Source organism: Hymenobacter negativus (assembly GCF_017571495.1).
Taxonomy (GTDB): domain Bacteria; phylum Bacteroidota; class Bacteroidia; order Cytophagales; family Hymenobacteraceae; genus Hymenobacter; species Hymenobacter negativus.
In genome coordinates, this window is the sequence record NZ_JAGETZ010000015.1 from 86,225 (window position 1) to 105,988 (window position 19,764).

Genomic DNA, 19,764 nt, shown 5'->3' on the forward strand with positions numbered 1-19,764 from the left:
TATTATCCCACCATCCCATTCCCACCCGTGAGAATTGCCAAAGAATTCTCGGACCAGGAGTGCCTGAAGCGGCTCCAGCAAGACGATATTCAGGCATTTGACCAGCTATTCGACCTTTATGCGCCCGAGCTATGCCGTTTTGCTCACGGGTACCTTAAAAGCCATGCCGACGCCGAAGACGCAGTGCAGGAGTGCTTCCTTAAGCTGTGGGAGCGGCGTCAGTCATTCGACGCAGGCATCCTCTTTAAAGCTTACCTCTACAAGGCAGCTTATCACACCGTGCTCAAACACCTGCGCCGGCAGCGCTATTGGGTATTTGAAGAATGTGGCGAAGAAACCCTAATTGAAGAAGCCGGCCCCAGCCAAGTAATCGAATACCAGGAGCTGGAGCAGTTCTATCAGGTGGCCATGGCACAGCTGCCGCCCCGGCGCCGCGAAATATTTGCCCTCAACCGGCAACAAGGGCTTTCCTACGCCCGCATCGCCCAGGACCTGAACATTTCCGTGAAGTGCGTCGAAAACCAGATGACCCACGCGCTGAAATTCCTAAGACTCTATTTTCAGGCGCATGGCATGTCGCTGGGTTTGGCCCTGCTGGTGCTTGCTCAATGCTAAGTACGTCATGTTATCAGGCAAGCACCGGGTTATGTAGGCGCACAGGGCGGTAGGCAATCTGGCGTACCCGCACTAACTAGCCGCGGCCGCGGTCTACAACTGCCCTTGCAACTGCTGCCAGAGCGGGCGTGGGGTGACGCAGCGCGTTTTGAGAAAGCTCTGCCGCTTGCCCATGCGTTAGGACCGCCAAGTGCCGGCGTAATTTACTTTGCCACCACGTAGAAATTGTTTGAAAGGGCTAGGCCGGGACCTTTATGCCTTTTTGTTTCCTGTCCTCCTTTTGCGTAGGCCCCAGTATGAAGGCAAAAACATGGCTGCTACTAGCTCTGGCCAGCTTCCTAGGGTCCGGGGCATCGTTGCGCGAGGCACCCAAACCGGGAATTGCTGCTAACAAGCGGGACATGCAGGCAATCGTCGACCACGCGGTGGCTGGCTTTGTCAGCAACCCCAAGCACGTAGGCCTCTCCATCGGCGTTTCCTGTGCCGGCAAGCGTACCTTTTACAATTATGGCCGTGTCGCTGGCACCTCCTCGCCAGCGCCCACTGAAAAGACGATTTACGAAATTGCTTCCCTCACCAAATCCTTCACGGGCTTGTTGCTGGCCCAGGCCGTAATAGACGGAAAAATTGGCTTGCATGACGAGGTGCAAACCTACCTGGGCCCAGCTTATGCCAACCTTGCCTACCACGGGCGCGCCATTCGACTCGTGGACCTAGCCAACCATACCTCCGGGCTGCCTAAAAACGTGCCCGCCCTGCCCAGCGGCGTATCGCCCCGGGAAATGATGGCTCAATACGCTGATTTTTCTGAAGAGGCTTTTTTGCGCGAAATCCGCCGCGTTGTGCCGGACACCGTGCCCGGCACGCGCTTCGCGTACTCAAATGCCGGTACCCAGCTGCTGGGTATCGTTTTGCAGCGTGTTTACCACACCTCGTATGGCCAATTGGTTCGCCGCTACATTACGCGGCCCCACCACATGCGGGACACGGAGCTGGCTGTGAAACCCCGCCAGCATCCCCGATGTGCGCAGGGCTATAACGCGGCCGGTGAACCCATGCCCGAGCTGACCTTTTGGCGCACGGTGCCCGCCGCTGGTTTCTTGAAATCAACCACCCGGGACCTGCTGGCGTACGCTGAATGGAACCTGAACGAACAGGACCCGGTCGTGGCCCTGGCGCACCAGCCCACGTTCCGGCACACAACCGAAGCCAATGCCGATATTGGCCTGTGCTGGTTTGTGACCCCCGAAGGACCGGGCGAGCGCCAAGTCCACCACGCCGGCGGCAGCTTTGGCACTACGAGCTACTGCCTGCTGTCCCCGGCCGGGCGAACTGGCATCGTGTGCCTGGCGAATGACGCTGGCCCGACCACGGAGCAAGAGCTGCGGGACTTGTCGCAGCAGATTTTGGCCGGCCTTGGCCAATTGAGCGCCGCCTCAACGCCCCCGGCGGGCGCGCCCAAATAAGGGTAGCTCCAGCACCTGCGGAAAGGCGTAGCCTCCGCTGCCTAAATGCCTTCGTCAAGCAAACCGCTTCAGGTTGGACAGTTGATGAAACTTACGCTGCACCCCCAGCCACGATATGCAGTGCCTCCACCGTCGGTAGGGTGGAGTACTGTTATGACGCCGAAAATTTCTTCGGGTTCAGGCCATAGTGCTTTTCAAACAGCCGGCTGAAGTGGCTCAGATTGGAAAAGCCCAGTTCGTAGCCTACCTGGGCCACCGAGCGCCGGCCATGCTTCAGCAGAAAGGCAGCTTCTTCCATCCGGGCTTGCTGGTAGTAGGTGTAGATGGTGGCGCCAAATGTTTGCTTGAACAGCTGTTTGAGCTTGGTTTCGCTCATGGCCGCCAGCTGCGCCAACTCCCGCAATACCGGAGGAGCACTTAAATCGCGCAGAATTTCCTTGCGGATGTGCAGCAGTCGGCCGGCATCGGCACTGTTAATGGGTTGATGGACCACGCTTTCCCGCAACGACAGCTTATGGAAAACCAGGTAGAGCAGCTCCTGCACCTTGTTCTGCATAAAGAAAGTGCTCAGGCCATCGGTCATGTCCACCGCCGCCATCTTCTTGAGCAGCAGTTTGGTTTCTGCCTCCATGCGTTCGAAGAACAGGAACGAATTGCCACGACCAGTAATGGTTTGCAGCACCGAATTGGGCGCGCTGACGGCCAGCAGCTCCTTTAGCCGGGTGGGCTTGATGGCCACCACCATGTACTGAATGGGTTGATGGGCCGGAAACCGGATGGTGGAACTCAGGTCGTTGGACGTAACCTGGATGGCCGAATCTGAATCATCACGCCGCGAGAACAGGACATGCGGCTGGTTGTCGTACGCAATGCCGAGTGGCTGCTCGTTGTTGTAAAAGAAGATGGTAATCAAATCATTGCCCAGCCCGGAGGCATTGCGCTTGATAACCAACTCCTCCTGAAGGAGGTAGTGGTGGAGCGTAATTTTAAAATCCGGGCCGAAGGCTAGCTTGCGAACGTAGCCTTGTCCGAGCGTTTCGGGCACCTCCAGCACGCCATCTGTCAGGGTAGCCTGCAGATGCCGGGCGAAATAGGTGATAAAATCAAAATCGGGAGTTGCCGAAAAACTGAATACCATGCCAATAGCTCCACTGTTGGTAATACTGGCGAAGCACCTGTTCAGACGGCCTCAACAGCTGCTTCGCAATACCAACCAGAACCACCCCGGGCGGTTCTGGTTGATTGGTCGTTACGCCTGCTCGTACCGGGCCTTAAATTCCTCAGCGAACTGCTCCAGCTTGATGGTTCCGGTCACCTCCGCGCCGTGGGCAAAAAAGTCCTGGGTGATGAGGCCAGCTCGCACGCCCTGGCCCATTTCAGTGATGAGCCCAACCAGTTCGGCAGGCATTCCGGCGCCCAGCATCCCTTGCTGAAGCTGCTCATCGGGAATCATGGTCCAGGATAGGTCTGGTTTGCCGATTGCCGCGCCAAACAGTGCCGCCAGCTCATTGCCAGTCGAGACAGCCCCTACGATGTACTTCACCTCGTACTCGTTGCCAGCCTTTTGCAGTTCTGCCGCCGCCGCTGCCGCCACATCCTGCGGGTGAGTCAGAGCCAGCCGCGCCTCCCCACCATAGTTGTTGCCGAAGAGGTTGTTGCTCTTAATCAGGGGAATGTCCCGCAGGAAATTCACGTAGAAAAACCCTGACCGTAATACGGTTACGTTTACCCCGGTCAGTTGCTGAAATGCCTGCTCTACCTGGTGCACGCCTTGTACCGGACCCGTGCCGGTGGGCGCATCGGCCCCCACACTGCTCAGCAGCACCACGCGGGGCACGCCCGCCGCCTCAATGGCCTGGGCGTAGGCTTGGCCAGCCGCCGCGATGTTTTGAATCAGGTTGGTAGTGCCCATTGCCGGCGGCAGCATGGCGTACACGGCATCGGCCCCGCTGAAAGCCTGGGTCAGGAACCCGGCATCGCTGATAGAGCCCACAGCAGCCACAGCCCCCAGAGCCTCAATTTCGCCCTGGTGGTCGGCTTTGCTGGTGATGACGGTTACCTCGTGCCCAGCGGCGAGCAGCTTTTCTACGAGTGGTTTGGCTACGTTGCCCAACGAGCCAGCGGTGGTGATTTTCATGGTTTTAAGGGATTTTGGGTTTCAAGGAAAAGGGGCGTTTTCGGGCACTTTGTGCGTTGGCAAGTGCCTGCCCCAAGGCGGGAGTCTTTCGTGTGATGGGCCGGAGTAGGCCTAATCGAGGTAATGCGGTGGAAATACCTGTTGGCCCAGCTTTTCCGCAGCAGCTTGGGCTTTGCGGATAAAAGCCTCATCCATGGGCGGTGGCGGCAGGAAGTGCCCCGCCGCCACGGGCTGGCCAATTGCCTCGAACAATGTCTCCAGGCCAGCCGGCACCACCGTGCACAGCAGATGGGCCGTGTGCGGGGTCTTGTTCTTGAAGCTATGCACCACGCCGCCTTTCGGAATTGTGATAAATGAGCCCTGAGTTGCGACGACAGTGCCAAACTCGGATTTGAACTCGATTTCCCCGTCGACTACATAGAAGGACTCCTCAATGGTGGCGTGAGCGTGCGGGCCGGGCCCACCACCGGGTGGTATCAGCATGTCGATGGTTGCGAAGGCACCAGCGGTTTCTTTGCCGCTAATCAGGACGCGGTACGTGTCCCCCACCACGGAAAGGCTTGGCCCGTCTTCGGGGCCGAGGTGTAACGGCTGCTTTTTGGAAGTTTCCATATGAGTTCGGCTAAATGCACTGCAAAGTTGGGCGCCGGGCTCAGCAGGAAATAGCCGTATAAGGTGGAAAATCAGTCCAATCCGACAAACCGAATTCGTCGGCCGCCGCAGCTGGTTGGTGGCCTAACAGTCCTGATAATTAGTGCTTCAGCTGAATGGCAGTATAATGTACTGCCTTCGCCGTTTCGGACTGTTTTCAAACTCTTTGCGCTATTCTCCCAGTGGGCTGCCGCGGTGAAAAGAGAGCCGCGAAGTAGCAGTCTAATAGATTGTCGTTTAAACATGCCGGTGACCTACACACATGCGTTTTGAGCCACCAACCTTTTCACACAGTCGAGCACTGAGGGGCCTTTGAAGTAGCCTAATAAGAGCAGCATCCAGGTGTTCAGCCGAAGGGTATCAAAGTAGATAGGGCCCGTCCAAACTAATGGAAGGTGCGCTCCACCACCAGCTCACTTGCCTGCTCCTAGCCCTACCGCATCTGGCTCGGCTTTCCCTGCCGGTTCCAGAACATTGGCCCCGGACAAGCCATCAGGGGCTGCCCAACCCTGGACGCTAACAGCCGCCAGCGCCTCGAATATGGCCGGCGTTCGTTCCAGGCGGGCAATTGTTCGCGCGCCTTCGAGGGCGGCGACCAAGGCAGCAGCGGTAGCGGTTGCGCGCGTGGGAGTGAAACCACATCCTCTAAAATGCTCTGTCACAATCTCAGTCGAATCGATAAATCCGCGTGCTACCCGTTCGGTCAGCTCCGCATCGAGCGCGGGCAGCTCATTCGCCAGATTCTGCATAAGACACCCATAGCGAAAATCAGAGGCGACCATTTCGGCCGCAAACGTGCTGAAAAGCTGATGAACGAAAGTAAGCGCATCACCGGTCGTATTCGCCGAGATGTTCCGCAAGACAGCCATTCTACTCGCAACGTACTGGTCGATGGCTTCTTCGGCGAGCTGTACCTTGCCGCGTGGAAAGTGAAAGTAGAACGACCCTTTAGGGGCCCCGCTCTCCTTTAAAATCTGGGTCAATCCCGTCGCCGTGTAGCCCTGAATGCGAAACAGCTGTTGAGCGGTGGCAATTGCGTGAGCGCGGGCATCAGTCTTGCGTGGCATAATACAAAGATAACAGGAACATGCGGGCCTTACTTTTTTACTATGGCGAATGCCATATATAAGTTGGTCGTGCTTAACTTTGCTAGGGTGAACGCCATATAACAAGCCCAGCGAAGTATTTCTCCCAAATCCTACGCCCAGAAAGAATGAGTCCTTCTGTGTGGCCTCAACCTAATAGAGCCCAGGCGCGCCTGCTTGGTGATGGCCACGGTCAGCCTCGCTACCCCTTCATTCTAACTGCCCTACGCAAAATCCAACCACCTTCTAAACCAAAAACCTATGAGTCACCCAGGTACTGATTTTACTCCCTCAACCTATGGCGGCGGAACGCTTCCCAAGGGAGTCCGCTCGCGCATGATTCACGGGGTCAACGGCCTCGATGTTCATCTGCTTGAGGCCGGGTATGAAAGCTCCGGCCGGCCGCTCGCTCTACTGCTACACGGCTTTCCGGATTTGGCTTACGGCTGGCGCCACCTGCTGCCCCTGCTAGCGGACGCCGGGTACCACGCTGTAGCACCCGACCAGCGGGGCTTTGGCCGCACCACTGGCTGGGTGAACGACTACGATACCCCACTCGCCCCCTTCAGCATCTTAAATATGACGCGCGACGCCCTTAGCTTGGTCTCGGCCTTGGGGTATCGGCGGACGGCCATGCTCGTCGGGCACGACCTTGGCTCGCCCGTAGCGTCCTATTGTGCGCTCGCCCGACCCGATGTCTTTCCCTCGGTGGTGTTGATGAGTGCCCCGTTCCCCGGTCCGCCGGCATTGCCGTTCAACACTGCGGAAAACCCGGCCTCATCGGTTCAGCCGAACACGGAAAACCAACAGCTAACGGCCGCGCTAGCCGCGCTCAACCCACCCAGGACGTCTTATATGCAATACCTGAGCACCCGGGAGGCGAATCAGGATATGTGGCACCCCCCACAAGGCTTACACGCGTTTTTGCGGGCATTTTTCTACGTTAAAAGTGCAGACTGGCCGGGTAATCAGCCGCGCCCCTTGCAGGCGCGAACCGCCCTCGAACTTGCGCAGCTGCCCACCTATTACGTTATGGAGCTCGGCCAGACGATGCCCCAGACCGTCGCGCCCTTCCACCCATCCGACGCCGAGGTCCTGGCCAGCCACTGGCTTACCGAGCCGGAACTAGGCGTGTACACGGAAGAATATGGCCGCACGGGGTTTCAAGGCGCCTTGCAGGCGTACCGCGTCTTTTCCGACCCAGTCCTGACTGCGGAGCTGCGCCTGTTTTCGGGCCGGACCATCGATGTTCCGTCGCTTTTCATCGGTGGCAAGAGCGATTGGGCGACCTATTCGGCCCCGGGTGCGCTTGAACTGATGAAGACGAAGGCGACGACGAGAATGGGGGAAATCGAGCTGATTGATAGCGCTGGCCACTGGATTCAACAGGAACAGCCGGTTCAACTTAGCAAGCTCCTGCTCGCCTTTGCTAAGGAAGTGGAGGCACGATAGTAGCTGGAAAACGAATCACGGTGAGACCGTATCGGCCAAGGTTGCTGCTAGTATATGTGGCGTTCCGTTAAGCTGGCACGCTGCGAAGCGCAGGATTGCGTAGAGCGGGCAACGGGAGCTAATCGGGAAGTACAGGAGCGGGCGGGCGAACGGCCGCATGAGCGAGGGCAGCAAGGAAGTGGCTTTGGATTGTGAGGCAATTGGGCGACGGAGGCCACGGGCTTTTTCGTGAACTGCCTGCGCTGGCTATTTGCTCCACATACCGTCTGCGGTTGTTCACTGCCAATGCATGGTTGTTGACAACCCACCCGGTATAGTTGTCCCTCTCGCTGCTAATTTTCGGCATTACTTCCTGTTCTATGCTATGAAACCCTTGTATGCCCTCGCCATTTTTCTGCTGGTCTTGCCCGTCGCAGCCCGCGCCCAAAGCACGCCACTTGTGGCCAAGCGGTGGACGGGCGCGGCGGGCACCACCTCGTGGTTTAACGCGGCCAACTGGGCGGGCGGCACTCTGCCCACTGCAACCGACGACGTAATTCTCGACCACCGGACCGTGGCTGGCAAGTACGTGGTCACGTTAAGCGGCCCCACGGCTGTTACAGTAAATTCGTTGCACATCCAGCCGCTTGGTGGCGACTCCATTCTATTCGTGATTCTGCCCACCAGCACGGCGCCCTCGCCAGCCCTAGCCCTGGCCCGGTCGACAGTGGGCGACACCGCGCTGGTCGTGCGCCAGAAAGGCGCAGTCATCAACCGCTCCGGTGCGGCCAGCGGCAACGCCCTGGACCCGAGCGGCAGCAACCCGACGGCCTTCTTATTGAATGGCGGCAGCTACTACCACCGCACGGCGCTGGGCGCGACGGGGCTGGTAGAAAACCTATCGGATGCAGCGGGTACGGAAACCGGCAACTTCTTTTTCCGGTCGCTCGGCTCGGCCGTCTCACTTCCCGCTGCGGGCAGTACCTACGGCAACCTGGTGCTGGAAGCCGGCTCCGTGACGGCCTACACCGCCAGCGGCAGCGCCAACCTGACTCTCAACGGCTCGCTGACCATTGCGGCGGGAGTCACCTTCACATCCACCCTGACGGGTAACGTGGTGCTGCGTGGCAACCTGGTGAACGCCGGCAACCTGCGCCTGGACCCCGCCGCGGGGACTACTAATTGCCGGCTGCTGCTGCAAGGCACCGCGCCCCAGCGCATTTCCGGCACCGCTTTTGGTGCCCCGGCTACGGCCACGTCCTACTTCGGTCCCTACGCCCAGCTCGAGCTTAACAACCCGGCCGGCGCCACGCTCCAAACCCCCATGCTGCTGAGCAATGCGCTGACGTTGAGCAACGGGCTGCTTACTACCGACGCCACCAACCTGTTGACACTTGATGCCACCAGCACTGTAAGTGGCGGCTCGGGCACCAGTTTCGTAAATGGCCCGGTGGCCCGGATGGTGCCCGCCACCAGCAACGGGAGCGGGGCATTCACTAATTACCTTTTCCCGGTGGGCAAGGGCGCTGCCTACCGCCCGCTCACACTGCGGGTGAATGCCCAGGCCAACGCCGTCACGTATCGCGCCGAGCAGGTTGAGGGCAACCCCGGCCAGCTCGGCACGGTGCCAACCGCTAGCAATGGCACGACGCTGACCCGCGTCAGCGAGGTGCGCTCATTCACCATCACCCCGTTCAATGCCAGCGGTGTGGTGACGCAGCCTACCGGTTTCCAGGGGCGCGTCACCCTGAGCTTCGCCCCCGACGACCGCGTGACGGACGCCGTATCCCTGCAGATAGCCAAGCGCGCCGACAGCACCCAGCCCTGGGCTAGCGTCGGTCTCAGCGGAGGGGGCATCAGTGGGACGAGTGGCAGCTATCAGACGGGCTTCGTCACCAGCAGCACGTTCAGCAGCTTCTCTGACTTTGCCCTGGCCAGCACCTCCTCTAACCGCAGCACCAACCCGCTGCCCGTCGAGCTTACTTCCTTTACTGCTTCGGCTGAGGGGAAAGCCGTGTATCTGCAATGGACCACGGCCAGCGAGCACAACAGCGCCTATTTCGCTGTGGAGCGTAGCCACGACGGTCACGTATTTGTTCCCATTAACCAGCAGCCTAGCCAAGGCACCAAAGCCAGCCCGACGCAGTACACCTTTCGCGATGAGTTGTTGGCAGTTGGTATCACTTACTACCGCATACGCCAAGTCGATGCCGAGGGCGTGGCCACCTATTCGTCTGTGCGTAGCGTGCAATCAGACCGCGCATCCGCAACCAGCCTGGCTCTGTTTCCTAATCCGGCTATGGCCACGGCTACCCTCACCGGGGCTGTGCCCGGAGCCACCGTGCAGGTGTGCGATATGCTCGGCCGTCTTGTCTTCAGGACAACGACCGATGCAACCGGAGCTGCTGCCTTAATCTTGCCCAAGGGGCTTCCCGCCGGGGTTTACCTGGTGCGAAGCGGCACAGTACCGGCCTTGCGCTTGACAGTTGAATAACTCTGAGGTGGTCTAGGCCTTGAGCGGTCGGTATATGCCCCGATGGCAATGGTAACCTGTCCCGCTGGCTCACATAGAGGCCTCGTACGAGTGCCCGGCCACCCCGTGTACAACTGGGACGCGCCTAATCGATGTGCAGAGCGCATCTTTGTAAGCGTTTTTCACTTGCTGCGATGCTTCATACGTCCTTTTCACGTTTCGTAACTGTTTTTCACGGTCGTACGGCGCCCGAACCAGGTACCCTCGTAGGCTATGGAGCCGTGATTGAGGCCTTGCAGCTCCCAGTGCCGCTGCCCCGCGACATAGCCCTGATTAGCACTAAACGCCGGCAGTACCACGTGGCGGGGTGGCGGGTTTTTACCCCCCGGCATGCCCCCTTGGATACCCTGTGGGCGCACCTAGTCTTTGCCCTCAAATACGAAGGACTGGACCTGCTTTTCTTCAAAAAGCTGTTCGCGCAGCTGCCGGCGCAGGCCATCGAGGAGTGGGTGCGGCGCGCCCCGCAGAGCCGTTACGCCCGGACGCTGTGGTTTCTCTACGAATGGCTCTTGGAGCAGCGCCTGGCTCTGCCCGACCTGACGCGGGGCAACTACGTGCCAGTGGTCAACGAACAACTACAGTATGCCGCGGTGACGGGCATTTCTATACCCCGGCAGCGTCTGCGCAACAACTTGCCGGGGGTGGTGAGCTTCTGCCCGCTGGTGCACAAAACCGCGTCGCTGGAGCAGTACCTGGCCCGCGACCTGGCCGGCCGGGCACAGCACGTCCTGCGCGGGCTGCATGCCGACGTGCTGGTTCGGACCTCGGCCTTCCTGTTGCTGAAAGACTCCAAGGCTTCCTTCACCATCGAAGGGGAACAGCCGGCGCCCACCCGGGCCCTGCGCTGGGGCCGCGCCATCGGCCAAGCGGGTCAGCACGCGCTGAGCCGGGAGGAGTTGCTACGCCTGCAGCAGTTGGTGATTGAAAGCAGCCGCTTCGTTCGCTTGGGCTACCGCACCGAGGGTGGCTTTGTCGGCGAACACGACCGTGGCACGGGCGACCCAATTCCAGACCATATCTCCGCCCGCTGGCAAGACCTGGACAGCCTCATGAACGGCCTACTAGCCGCGGCGGCCTACTTGGAGACGGCGGGCTATCCGCCCGTGCTGACGGCAGCCGCGGTCGCTTTTGGATTTGTCTTCATCCACCCCTTTGTCGACGGCAACGGGCGGGTGCACCGCTACCTCATCCACCACCTGTTGGCCCGGCAGGGGTTCACGCCCCCCGGCATCATCTTCCCGGTTTCCGCCGCCATTCTCGAGCACTTGCCCACGTACCGGCAGGTACTCGAGCGCTATTCGCACGCCGTACTCGAGTTCATTCCCTGGCAGAAGACGGCGGACCACAACGTGGAGGTACTGGCGGATACGAGCGACTACTACCGTTACTTTGACGCGACCCCGCAGGCCGAGTTCCTGTTCGATTGCGTAGCCTATACCCTAGAAAAGACCATTCCACAGGAAGTAGCCTACCTGCAGCGGTACGACGCGCTCAAGGCCTGGCTGGATGAGCAGTTTCAGATGCCCGACAAGTTGGTAGCCGTGCTGATTCGTTTCCTGGAGCAGAACCAGGGGGTGCTCTCGAAACGGGCTCGTGAAAAAGAGTTTGCGCTACTGACGCCCGAAGAAGCTGACCAAATCCAGCGGCAGTACGCGCTGCATCTTGTGGAATAAGTACCCGTCCACTGAAAGGAGCGTATGTTTAGCCCCCATATCTCTCTGCAGGATGTTCATATCTTTTTAAGGGAGAGTCATCTACTATTTACGAAAACGGTACTCATGTTGGGCCTTGTAGATGGGGCCGTGCATCCTCGGGGGGGAAACGTGATTTCGGGTGTGGTCGCGGGCCAGAATCTGCGTTTGGACAGCCAGCGGCTGGGCTGAGTAAAGCTCTGTGGTGAAAAACCCAGTGAAAAGGATATCCGGTTGCAAACCCTTTACCGGAGAGAAACAAATCAAATGCTGCCGCAAAAGCAGTATCCCGGAATTCGAAGTGAATTCCGGGATACTGCAGGTCCTGGCGCAACGAGCGATTAGCGCTCCAGCAGGATTTCGGTGCCTAAAATCACCAGGTCTACTCGGCCTTTCAGCGTTTGGTCGATGAAGGGCGTGTTCTGGGATTTGGATTTCATGAATTCCCGCGTGAAGGTTGTTTCCGCTTCGGTATCAAACAAAACGCAATTGGCTTGCTGACCGACTTCGATGGTGGGTGCTGGCAGGCCCATCAGGCGGCGGGGCTCCGCCGAATAGCGCTTCACCACCAAGTCCCACCCGAATTTTTCGGACTCAACGAAGAAATGATAGAGCGACACTAAGGCCGTATCCAGGCCGGTGATGCCATTGGGCGCGCTGATGAAATCCTGGGCTTTTTCGAACGGCGTGTGCGGCGCGTGGTCGGTGGCAATCAGGTCGAATACGCCTTCGATGAGTCCCTCGAGCAGCGCATCACAATCGGCCTGCGTCCGCAGCGGCGGGTTCATCTTGTAGTTGGTGTCGTAGTCGCCGATGTGCTCATCGGTGAACAGCAGGTGGTGCGGGGACACTTCGGCCGTCACCTTCACATCGCCCCGGGATTTCCACCAGCGGATGGTTTCCATGCCGAGCTTGCTGGAAACGTGCTGGATGTGAATGTGCGCGCCCGCCGCGTGAGCCAAGCGGATGTCGCGGTCGATGATGATTTCCTCCGCGCACGCCGGCGAGCCTTTGATGCCGAGTCGATAACTCATCACCCCTTCGTTTAGGGCGCGGGGCCCGGCCAGTTCTGGTACCTCGCAGTGGCTGGCAAAAAACATCCCAAACTCGGTGGCATACTGCATTGCCCGCAGCAATACCGCCGGGTCGGCAGTGGTGTCGCCATCGTCGGTGAGCATTTTCACCCCGAGCTCGCGCATGCCCTCAATTTCCGCTAGTTCCTTGCCCTCGCGGTTCTTGGTGACGCAGCCGGAGGTGTACACTGGGATGCGGGAACGATGCGTGGCATTTTCCAGCACGGTGGCCACGGCGGTTGCCGAGTCGAGGGCCGGGCGGGTGTTGGGCATCATGACCACGCCGGTCACGCCGCCGTTGATGGCCGCTTCGCTCCCCGTGGTGATGGTTTCCTTGTTCTCAAATCCCGGCGCGCGGAAATGAACGTGGGCATCAAACATGCCTGGCATAAGAACGCGACCACGCGCGTCGATAACGCGGGCGCCTTCGGGGATGGCCAAGGTGCTGCCGATATCCTGAATTTTTCCTTCGACAATCAGGACATCGCCCTCGAGCAGCACGGGTGAATTTTCGGAGGCAATGCGGGCGTTTTGAAGGAGAAGCATGAAGTGATAATTGCTGTAAACCGGCTAGGGTTATTGGAGAAGTAAGTTAAAGAATGAAATCAGCTGCCGTATCCGGGGTTTAGGGCATAATCACCGTCGAACTAGCCCGCTGCCGCGCCGCATAGGTCGATTCCTGCTTCGGAAATTCCCCGCCCGGTGTGAGCCAGTCTAGTACGGCCATGCGAATGGAGATGCCGTTTTCGACCTGGTTGGTGATGAGGCTGCGCTCGTAGTCCATGACGGCGTCGCACAGTTCAACCCCCCGGTTCACGGGGCCAGGGTGCATGATGTAGAGGCCGCGGTCGCGGATTTCCGCCAGCCGGGCGGTGGTGATGCCGTAAACCCGGTGGTATTCGCGAACGCTGGGGAAAAACTGCACGTCCTGGCGCTCCAGCTGCACGCGCAGCAGGTACACCACATCGGGAGTCCAGGCCATGGCCGCCTCGTAGTCGGTGAAGCGGCGGATGCTTGCCGGGACATACTTGGGCACCAGCGAGCCCGGGCCCAGATAAGCGACCTCAATGCCTAGCTTTTGCAGCAAGGTGCTGGTAGAGCGTGCGACGCGGGAATGAAGAATATCGCCGATGATGAGGACCTTCTTGCCCCTAGGGTCGGGGAATTTTTCCTTGATGGTGAAGGCGTCCAGCAGGGCTTGGGTGGGGTGCTCGTGCGCCCCATCGCCGGCATTGATGACCGAGGCCGTGGTTTGGCGGGCAATCATGCCGGGCAGGCCGGGGTGACTATGGCGCACGACGATATAGTCGGTGCGCATGGCCTGGAGCGTCTCGATGGTCTCGCGCACCGACTCGCCCTTGGTGATTGAGGAGTGGGCGACGTCGAAATTCGTTACCTCCGCCGAGAGGCGTTTGGCTGCGACCTCGAAGGAAGAGTGGGTCCGGGTGCTGGCTTCATAGAACAGCATGAGCACGGACTTGCCCTCGAGGGCCGGGATTTTCTTCACCGAGTGGGTGAATAGTTTTTTAAAGGATGTGGATTGGTCGAGCAGGAACTCGATTTCCTCACGGTGGAGGGAGGCGATGTCGAGCAGGTCTTTACGTGCCATACCGAAGTTGAGGAAAAATGAGGTTGACTAGCTAAAACGAACAATGTGAAGGCTTCCCTGTCGCTACCCCTGACAAGGAAGCGGGCTACCGGTACGGGCCGAAGCCATCGCGACAGCTGCCACGGCTGGCAGCGAGAATGGTGGCGTCCGGGGGAGGTGGTACATGGACTGCGGGGTAGCAGCCGAGGAAAGCAACGGACATAAAAAAACCGTTTCGGAATCCGAAACGGTAGCGAGGCAACACCCAGAAAAAAGAACGGAAATGCCAGAGGCAAAATCGGGAAAACCGATGGTAGCGAAGACCTTCCGGCCCACTCGCGGTTCCCGGCTAAGCAGGTTCCCGCGCTTCATCAACAGGTTTTTGGGTTGAAGCATGCTGCAAAATTACGGCAAGATTAAGCCCGGCAATTCATTGGCAACATTAATTTTTTTCATCCCTGCTTTCCGACGATTTCATTTTCAACCTAACGGGCTAAACCAGGCACTTTTCGTTATTCTTTTCGTCATCAAAAAAATATGGCTTGCTTAATTGATTGCTCGGCAAGCACAATCCCTTTTTAATTTTGCTCTTTATTCCGCCGCACCAGCTGGCCGGTCACCATTCTCCGGCAGCCAGCAGCCCCCGAAATACTGAGTGACGGGCTGCGTCATTTTCGGCTGCGTGCCGGGCCCAGCGGTTGTGCGGCCAGGCCCGCACGTGGCCGCCCGCACAATGAAAATACTCTTAAGTTGCCTGTTGTTTTTCAATGCCCTGTGTTTCCTGCTTTTCGCCCTGGATAAGCGGAAAGCCCAACGCGGGCAGCGGCGCATTGCCGAAAAAACACTGCATTTGGCGACGCTCCCGGGCGCGACGCCCGGCGCCTGGGCGGCTATTTTGCTGCTGCACCACAAAAATCGCAAAGCCGCTTTCTGGAGCATTACCCTAGTGCTGACGCTGCTGCAAGGGGCCGTGCTCTATTTAGCGGTGCCGTATTTTCGGGCGCTGCCTTAGCTGCGTAGCACGGCTACCTGCGGTCCACTTTAGCCCGTAGGTAGCCGCCAGCCATCGTTGAGGGCAGTTATTCAATCGCCGGAAACTGGCTGAGGTCTTTCCTGGCCAAAGGCGAATTTTGCTCGCTTTCTGCCACGGCCCACACGGCCATGGCGTATAAAACGGGTTGGAGCGCCTTGCCAGATTCGCTTAAGCGATACACCACGTGCGGCGGAATCACGGGCTTGGCCTCCCGCAGGAGGAGGCCGTCGGCTTCCAGTTGCTTGAGTTGTTGGATGAGCACCTTCTCCGTAATCTGCGGCATGGCCCTTCTTATCTCTCCATACCGCTTGGCGCCGGACAATAAGTTGAACAGCACAATCGGCTTCCAGTAGCCGCCAATTCGCTCCATTACATAGGTAATCGGGCATTCCTGGAACACCAGCTTTTTGTTTTCCTGAATGGTGGAGGCTTCTTTTATACGGGTCATGGGGTAACCTACTTTCGGGTAAGTACTTGTACTAAGGTAAGTGTGAAAAATACTTTTGCAGCGTATTCAAACCACTTCATCTTAAAGCAAAATGAACATTACCCTCACCGGTTCTTTAGGGAACATCAGCCGCCGGCTCGCCGAATTATTGCTGGCGCAGGGCCATACGGTAACGGTTGTCAGCCACAATCCCGCTAAGGTCTCCGCCATCGAATTACTGGGCGCGAAAGCGGCCATCGGCTCGGTGGAAGACTACGATTTTGTGCGCCATACCTTCCAAGGGGCGGACGCGGTCTATACGATGGTTCCGCCGGACTTCAGTGTACCCGACTACCAGGTGTTTACGCGCACAGTTCGGCACAACTATGCGCAAGCCATCCGCCAGACGGGCGTACCGTTGGTGGTGAACCTGAGCAGCATAGGCTCGGCCTTGGCCGGCACCGAATTTCTTCCCGCTTATGAGAATCTGGAAGAAGAACTCGACCGCCTGCCGGGCCTCAACGTTCTGCATTTGCGTCCGGCCGGTTTCTATTCCAACTTTTACGGCAGCCTGAACCTGATACGCCAGCAGGGCATCCTCGGCAATAATTTTGACGGGACCGTGCCCATGTTGCTGACCGACCCGCAGGATATTGCTGATGCGGCCGCGCAGGCCCTGCATGCGCAGCGTATTCAAGGGAGCCAGGTGCTGTACGTCGTCAGCGATGTGAAAACGGGCAACGAAGTGGCGCAGCTACTCGGCACCGCTATCGGCCGGCCTGATTTGCAATGGGTAGCTTTTTCCGACGAACAGCTGCTGCACACGTTGGTGCATCAAGCCGGCTTCTCGAAAGACGCAGCCCAGCACTACATCGTGGATATGGGCGTCGCTATCCGGGAAGGCGTGCTGACAAAGCACTATGCGCAGAATACCCAGCCCGTGGTTGGGAAGCGGGATTTTGCGGCCTTTGCGCAGGTTTTTGCGGGTATTTATGCCTACGCGGGGGCCAAAAAGTAATGGCCTGAAGACACTGGTCGTATTGTGCCCCGGCTCCCTTTGCGCCAACTGGGTGTGGCTGTAGGCTTGGTACATCCGCGGCGACACTTTTTCAACTTCGGGATACACGATGCGACCTTCGGGCTGGCCAACTGCTCTGCTATGAGGCCGACTTGCGCATCGCGAAACCCTGCACTGCAAAAGCCAGATTTCCTGAGCGAGAAACTATGTTCTTACCCGAGTACTGCCGCAATTAAGAGGGCCATTCCCTCCGGAAATCGACGCAGGGCATAACTCCAATAGTTATAAGCCTAGTCTTTTACTAACGCGGTAGGCTAGGCGGCATGTGGAGGCAGCCGCAGGTCCAGAGTAGTTGCCAGCCCTTGTTCACCCGCTCGGGTAACCACCACTTCGCGGCTGTGGGCAACCGGGCGCACCCACCCCAGCTCGACCATCCGGCTAAGCAGACGCTGACCCAACGCGCCCGCCAGATGGCTTTTCCGTTCGCTCCAGTCCAGGCAGGGCCTTGCGACCGGGCGGTGCCCCCCAACGGGCACCTCGATGCCGAGTTCTACACACCAGGTGTGCCCGGCCGGCGAGAGCAGGAACGCGCCCTGGGCGGGTAGCAGCAATTGCCGGTTTAGCAAAGCCTGGGTTATCAGCACGCCGACGTGGCCCGCCAAGTGGTCGTAGCACTTTCGGCAGTACCACAAGCCCGACCGCCGGGCCGCCATACCAAGCGCCGGGCCTTGCACCGGCAGCAGGGTTCCCACGCTCTCCACAACGCTGGCTATCTGCTCTGACGCGAAACCGAAGTACTTGTGTCGCCCCTGCTTAACCGCTCGCAACACGCCAGCCTCGACGAGTTGGCGCAAGTGGTTGCTAGCGGCTGAGGCCGACAAGTCGGCACAGAGGGCCAGTTCCCGGGCCGTGTAGGCCCGCCCATCCAGTAGATTCCACAGCATGGCCGCCCGCGCTGGCTCACCGAGCAGGGCAGCGGCCCGAACAAAATTTTCCTCCATGGCACTGTACAATGGTAAAGCCGATGCCACAAAGAAAGGCTTTTCACCCGTGTTCAGGGCCTTGCGGCCAGCCAAGCTATAAGAGCGGTTTCGGCATCAGTGGCGAGTAGCGCGAACTTTCCGTTCGTGTCCCTGCATCACCTGGCAGTCTTTCCAAGACGCGAACCGAAAGTTCGCGCTACTTCCCGGCCCGTACAGTGATGCCGAAACTGCTCTAAAAACGAGTAGCTGAACCTGACCAGCATAGTTCAATTCAACCGGAAGCATCTGCCGGCGCCGATGCCGACTTTTGACTCACTGGCGGCCGTTGAGGCATAGCGTTAACGGGGCTGCCAGCCCGAAGCTAGGATGGGCCCTTATTCCGCAAACAGCATGAGCAAACAACACTTTTACGAAATTTCCGTCCAGTGGACCGGCAACACCGGAACGGGCACGTCCGGCTACCGCCAGTTTGAGCGCAGCCATACCATCAGCGCGGCGCAGAAGAGTCCCCTGTTGGCTTCCTCCGACCCGGCGTTCCGCGGCGACCCGACCCGCTACAACCCGGAGGACTTACTGGTCGCCTCGCTCGCTTCCTGCCACATGCTCTGGTACCTGCACCTGTGTGCCGAAGCCGGCGTTGTCGTCGTTGACTATGCCGATAAGGCCACCGGCATTATGGAAGAAACGCCTACCGGGGGCGGGCACTTCTGCGAGGTCACCCTGTACCCGCTCGTCACGGTGCTAAGCGATTCCATGCTGGAAAAAGCGCTGGCGTTGCATGACAAGGCCCATGAGCTGTGCTTCATTGCCAACTCCGTCAACTTTCCGGTATACTGCCATCCGGTTGTGCAACCTCTTGCCACTCCTCAAGCATGAAAGACTTGGAAGTAATGCTGGAAAATAAGCCGGGCGCCTTGGCACAGTTCGGGGAAATTCTGGGCAAGCACGGCATCAGCCTCGAAGGAGGCGGTGTCTTTCAGAACGGCGAAACGGCCATCGCGCATTTCCTAGTAGAAGACGCGGAGCGCGCCCGCACGGTACTAGAGCAGGCAGGCGTGCGGGTGGTAGGCATCCACCGCGTCCTGATTCAGCGACTACGCCAAGACGTGCCGGGGCAATTGGGCCTGTTTTGCCGCCGCCTAGCTAGCGCGGGCATCAACATCCTCGTTCAGTACAGCGACCACGCCAACCAGCTTATCCTCGTAGTAGACGACTGGCCAAAAGGCGTAACTGTGTCGGAACAGTGGCAACGGGAGTGGTGCTTAGGTCGTCCGGCAGCCAGCGCCTCGTTAGCAGTCATTGTAGAATAATATAAAATTCACCAACTAAATATTAATCAGGTTTGAAAACAATTAAAAGGGTTTTGGTAGGAAATAATGCTACAATCATAGAGCCTTTTTGCAATGCATGATGCTCCATAAGTTGTTGGTTTTATGCGTCATATTTTGGAGTTGCTGAGGATAAGTATTATGAATTATGGGGCCAAAAATATATTCTGCATTTGAAGCTGAAGGAGTATGACTTTATCTAGATGAAAAATAATAAGAGTGATTTAGTCTTGGAAGTGCAAAGAATATTTCAGTTGGAATAATTTTGTAAAAAAATGCTGGATTATTATTTGAAGATAATTAAATTTGATATGATTTAAATTTGACCATTTACTACGGATAGGGTAGTATAATCAAAAAAATCGGTCACATTTGGAAAATGGATTTAACTTTTAATGCTTTATACTGGCAAAGATTGTAGTCTAAGATAACAAACCGCAAACGAGGTTTTACAGAATGAGGCGTTGTCATTAAATCGACATTTGGAATTTAATTGTGTATTCGCACTAAATTGAAAAATGCTTCTAATTTCTCTCCTTTGACAAGCCCAAAACGTTGCTAATACTACCATTTACACCGCTGAACAAGTCGCGAGAGGACACTACTAGAAAAGCAAAGCGCGTTGCACCCCAAAGAGTCAGTTAGTGCCTAACTCCTCTCTAAATAGTTGGACCTTTGATGAGTGACTGGATGCTTCTTTAGCCC

At 57.9% G+C, this 19,764-nt stretch carries 17 protein-coding genes; 9 read left to right on the forward strand and 8 right to left on the reverse strand.

Annotation, left to right across the window (positions count from 1 at the left end; translation table 11 throughout):
* Nucleotides 1-27: 27 nt before the first annotated feature.
* On the forward strand, nucleotides 28-615 hold the full coding sequence (locus tag J4E00_RS24035) for an RNA polymerase sigma factor (protein ID WP_208177916.1): 588 nt from the start codon (nucleotides 28-30) through the stop codon (nucleotides 613-615).
* Between the two features lie 296 nt (nucleotides 616-911).
* A complete protein-coding gene (locus tag J4E00_RS24040) occupies nucleotides 912-2,081 on the forward strand; it encodes a serine hydrolase domain-containing protein (RefSeq protein WP_208177917.1) in 1,170 nt (389 codons plus the stop codon).
* Between the two features lie 151 nt (nucleotides 2,082-2,232).
* Here the strand turns inward: J4E00_RS24040 and J4E00_RS24045 are convergent, their stop codons facing one another.
* From J4E00_RS24045 to J4E00_RS24060, 4 genes are all read right to left on the reverse strand, one after another.
* Entirely contained in the window at nucleotides 2,233-3,219 is a 987-nt protein-coding gene (locus tag J4E00_RS24045) for a helix-turn-helix transcriptional regulator (protein WP_208177918.1), read from the reverse strand.
* Nucleotides 3,220-3,330: 111 nt separating this feature from the next.
* Nucleotides 3,331-4,218, reverse strand: coding sequence for an NAD(P)H-binding protein (locus J4E00_RS24050; protein ID WP_208177919.1), 888 nt, complete (start codon nucleotides 4,216-4,218; stop codon nucleotides 3,331-3,333).
* A 111-nt stretch (nucleotides 4,219-4,329) separates the two neighbouring features.
* On the reverse strand, nucleotides 4,330-4,830 hold the full coding sequence (locus J4E00_RS24055; protein ID WP_208177920.1) for a cupin domain-containing protein: 501 nt from the start codon (nucleotides 4,828-4,830) through the stop codon (nucleotides 4,330-4,332).
* A gap of 452 nt (nucleotides 4,831-5,282) precedes the next feature.
* Nucleotides 5,283-5,936: a TetR/AcrR family transcriptional regulator gene (locus tag J4E00_RS24060; protein ID WP_208177921.1), complete on the reverse strand. Its 654-nt coding sequence runs from the start codon at nucleotides 5,934-5,936 to the stop codon at nucleotides 5,283-5,285.
* 279 nt (nucleotides 5,937-6,215) lie between these two features.
* Here J4E00_RS24060 and J4E00_RS24065 point away from each other — a divergent pair, with 279 nt between their 5' ends.
* The 3 genes from J4E00_RS24065 (at nucleotide 6,216) to J4E00_RS24075 (ending at nucleotide 11,591) form a co-directional block, all read left to right on the forward strand.
* Nucleotides 6,216-7,406, forward strand: coding sequence for an alpha/beta fold hydrolase (locus J4E00_RS24065; protein ID WP_208177922.1), 1,191 nt, complete (start codon nucleotides 6,216-6,218; stop codon nucleotides 7,404-7,406).
* Nucleotides 7,407-7,770: 364 nt separating this feature from the next.
* The gene (locus J4E00_RS24070; RefSeq protein ID WP_208177923.1) at nucleotides 7,771-9,879 is read left to right on the forward strand and encodes a T9SS type A sorting domain-containing protein; all 2,109 of its coding nucleotides are present in this window, start codon (nucleotides 7,771-7,773) and stop codon (nucleotides 9,877-9,879) included.
* A gap of 173 nt (nucleotides 9,880-10,052) precedes the next feature.
* Nucleotides 10,053-11,591 (forward strand): Fic family protein, encoded by a 1,539-nt coding sequence (locus J4E00_RS24075; protein ID WP_208177924.1) that lies wholly within the window; start codon nucleotides 10,053-10,055, stop codon nucleotides 11,589-11,591.
* A 359-nt stretch (nucleotides 11,592-11,950) separates the two neighbouring features.
* On the opposite strand, the gene J4E00_RS24080 is transcribed toward J4E00_RS24075, so the two are convergent.
* Both J4E00_RS24080 and J4E00_RS24085 read right to left on the reverse strand, forming a co-directional pair.
* Nucleotides 11,951-13,228, reverse strand: a complete 1,278-nt coding sequence (locus J4E00_RS24080; RefSeq protein WP_208177925.1) for a dihydroorotase — start codon at nucleotides 13,226-13,228, stop codon at nucleotides 11,951-11,953.
* A 79-nt stretch (nucleotides 13,229-13,307) separates the two neighbouring features.
* Nucleotides 13,308-14,291: an aspartate carbamoyltransferase catalytic subunit gene (locus J4E00_RS24085; protein WP_208177926.1), complete on the reverse strand. Its 984-nt coding sequence runs from the start codon at nucleotides 14,289-14,291 to the stop codon at nucleotides 13,308-13,310.
* A 712-nt stretch (nucleotides 14,292-15,003) separates the two neighbouring features.
* On the opposite strand from J4E00_RS24085, the gene J4E00_RS24090 reads away from it, so the two are divergent.
* A complete protein-coding gene (locus J4E00_RS24090) occupies nucleotides 15,004-15,282 on the forward strand; it encodes a DUF1294 domain-containing protein (protein WP_208177927.1) in 279 nt (92 codons plus the stop codon).
* Nucleotides 15,283-15,349: 67 nt separating this feature from the next.
* Here the strand turns inward: J4E00_RS24090 and J4E00_RS24095 are convergent, their stop codons facing one another.
* Entirely contained in the window at nucleotides 15,350-15,751 is a 402-nt protein-coding gene (locus J4E00_RS24095; protein WP_208177928.1) for a winged helix-turn-helix transcriptional regulator, read from the reverse strand.
* Nucleotides 15,752-15,842: 91 nt separating this feature from the next.
* Between J4E00_RS24095 and J4E00_RS24100 the strand changes: the two genes are divergently transcribed.
* Nucleotides 15,843-16,748 carry an NAD(P)H-binding protein gene (locus tag J4E00_RS24100; protein WP_208177929.1) on the forward strand — a complete coding sequence of 302 codons (906 nt, stop codon included), beginning with the start codon at nucleotides 15,843-15,845 and terminating at the stop codon, nucleotides 16,746-16,748.
* Between the two features lie 314 nt (nucleotides 16,749-17,062).
* Here J4E00_RS24100 and J4E00_RS24105 read toward each other — a convergent pair whose 3' ends face one another.
* A complete protein-coding gene (locus tag J4E00_RS24105) occupies nucleotides 17,063-17,749 on the reverse strand; it encodes an ArsR/SmtB family transcription factor (RefSeq protein WP_208177930.1) in 687 nt (228 codons plus the stop codon).
* Between the two features lie 372 nt (nucleotides 17,750-18,121).
* On the opposite strand from J4E00_RS24105, the gene J4E00_RS24110 reads away from it, so the two are divergent.
* Nucleotides 18,122-18,607 carry an OsmC family protein gene (locus J4E00_RS24110; protein ID WP_208177931.1) on the forward strand — a complete coding sequence of 162 codons (486 nt, stop codon included), beginning with the start codon at nucleotides 18,122-18,124 and terminating at the stop codon, nucleotides 18,605-18,607.
* The gene (locus J4E00_RS24115) at nucleotides 18,604-19,041 is read left to right on the forward strand and encodes an ACT domain-containing protein (protein WP_208177932.1); all 438 of its coding nucleotides are present in this window, start codon (nucleotides 18,604-18,606) and stop codon (nucleotides 19,039-19,041) included. The genes J4E00_RS24110 and J4E00_RS24115 overlap by 4 nt, the downstream gene beginning before the upstream one ends.
* The last annotated feature ends 723 nt before the right edge of the window (nucleotides 19,042-19,764 follow it).

Bases quoted from the DNA above. Each gene is read 5' to 3' on its own strand.
- J4E00_RS24040 (WP_208177917.1), top strand. From the start codon at position 912: ATGAAGGCAAAAACATGGCTGCTACTAGCTCTGGCCAGCTTCCTAGGG.
- J4E00_RS24045 (WP_208177918.1), bottom strand. From the start codon at position 3,219: ATGGTATTCAGTTTTTCGGCAACTCCCGATTTTGATTTTATCACCTAT.
- J4E00_RS24050 (WP_208177919.1), bottom strand. From the start codon at position 4,218: ATGAAAATCACCACCGCTGGCTCGTTGGGCAACGTAGCCAAACCACTC.
- J4E00_RS24055 (WP_208177920.1), bottom strand. From the start codon at position 4,830: ATGGAAACTTCCAAAAAGCAGCCGTTACACCTCGGCCCCGAAGACGGG.
- J4E00_RS24060 (WP_208177921.1), bottom strand. From the start codon at position 5,936: ATGCCACGCAAGACTGATGCCCGCGCTCACGCAATTGCCACCGCTCAA.
- J4E00_RS24065 (WP_208177922.1), top strand. From the start codon at position 6,216: ATGAGTCACCCAGGTACTGATTTTACTCCCTCAACCTATGGCGGCGGA.
- J4E00_RS24070 (WP_208177923.1), top strand. From the start codon at position 7,771: ATGAAACCCTTGTATGCCCTCGCCATTTTTCTGCTGGTCTTGCCCGTC.
- J4E00_RS24075 (WP_208177924.1), top strand. From the start codon at position 10,053: ATGCTTCATACGTCCTTTTCACGTTTCGTAACTGTTTTTCACGGTCGT.
- J4E00_RS24080 (WP_208177925.1), bottom strand. From the start codon at position 13,228: ATGCTTCTCCTTCAAAACGCCCGCATTGCCTCCGAAAATTCACCCGTG.
- J4E00_RS24085 (WP_208177926.1), bottom strand. From the start codon at position 14,291: ATGGCACGTAAAGACCTGCTCGACATCGCCTCCCTCCACCGTGAGGAA.
- J4E00_RS24090 (WP_208177927.1), top strand. From the start codon at position 15,004: ATGAAAATACTCTTAAGTTGCCTGTTGTTTTTCAATGCCCTGTGTTTC.
- J4E00_RS24095 (WP_208177928.1), bottom strand. From the start codon at position 15,751: ATGACCCGTATAAAAGAAGCCTCCACCATTCAGGAAAACAAAAAGCTG.
- J4E00_RS24100 (WP_208177929.1), top strand. From the start codon at position 15,843: ATGAACATTACCCTCACCGGTTCTTTAGGGAACATCAGCCGCCGGCTC.
- J4E00_RS24105 (WP_208177930.1), bottom strand. From the start codon at position 17,749: ATGGAGGAAAATTTTGTTCGGGCCGCTGCCCTGCTCGGTGAGCCAGCG.
- J4E00_RS24110 (WP_208177931.1), top strand. From the start codon at position 18,122: ATGAGCAAACAACACTTTTACGAAATTTCCGTCCAGTGGACCGGCAAC.
- J4E00_RS24115 (WP_208177932.1), top strand. From the start codon at position 18,604: ATGAAAGACTTGGAAGTAATGCTGGAAAATAAGCCGGGCGCCTTGGCA.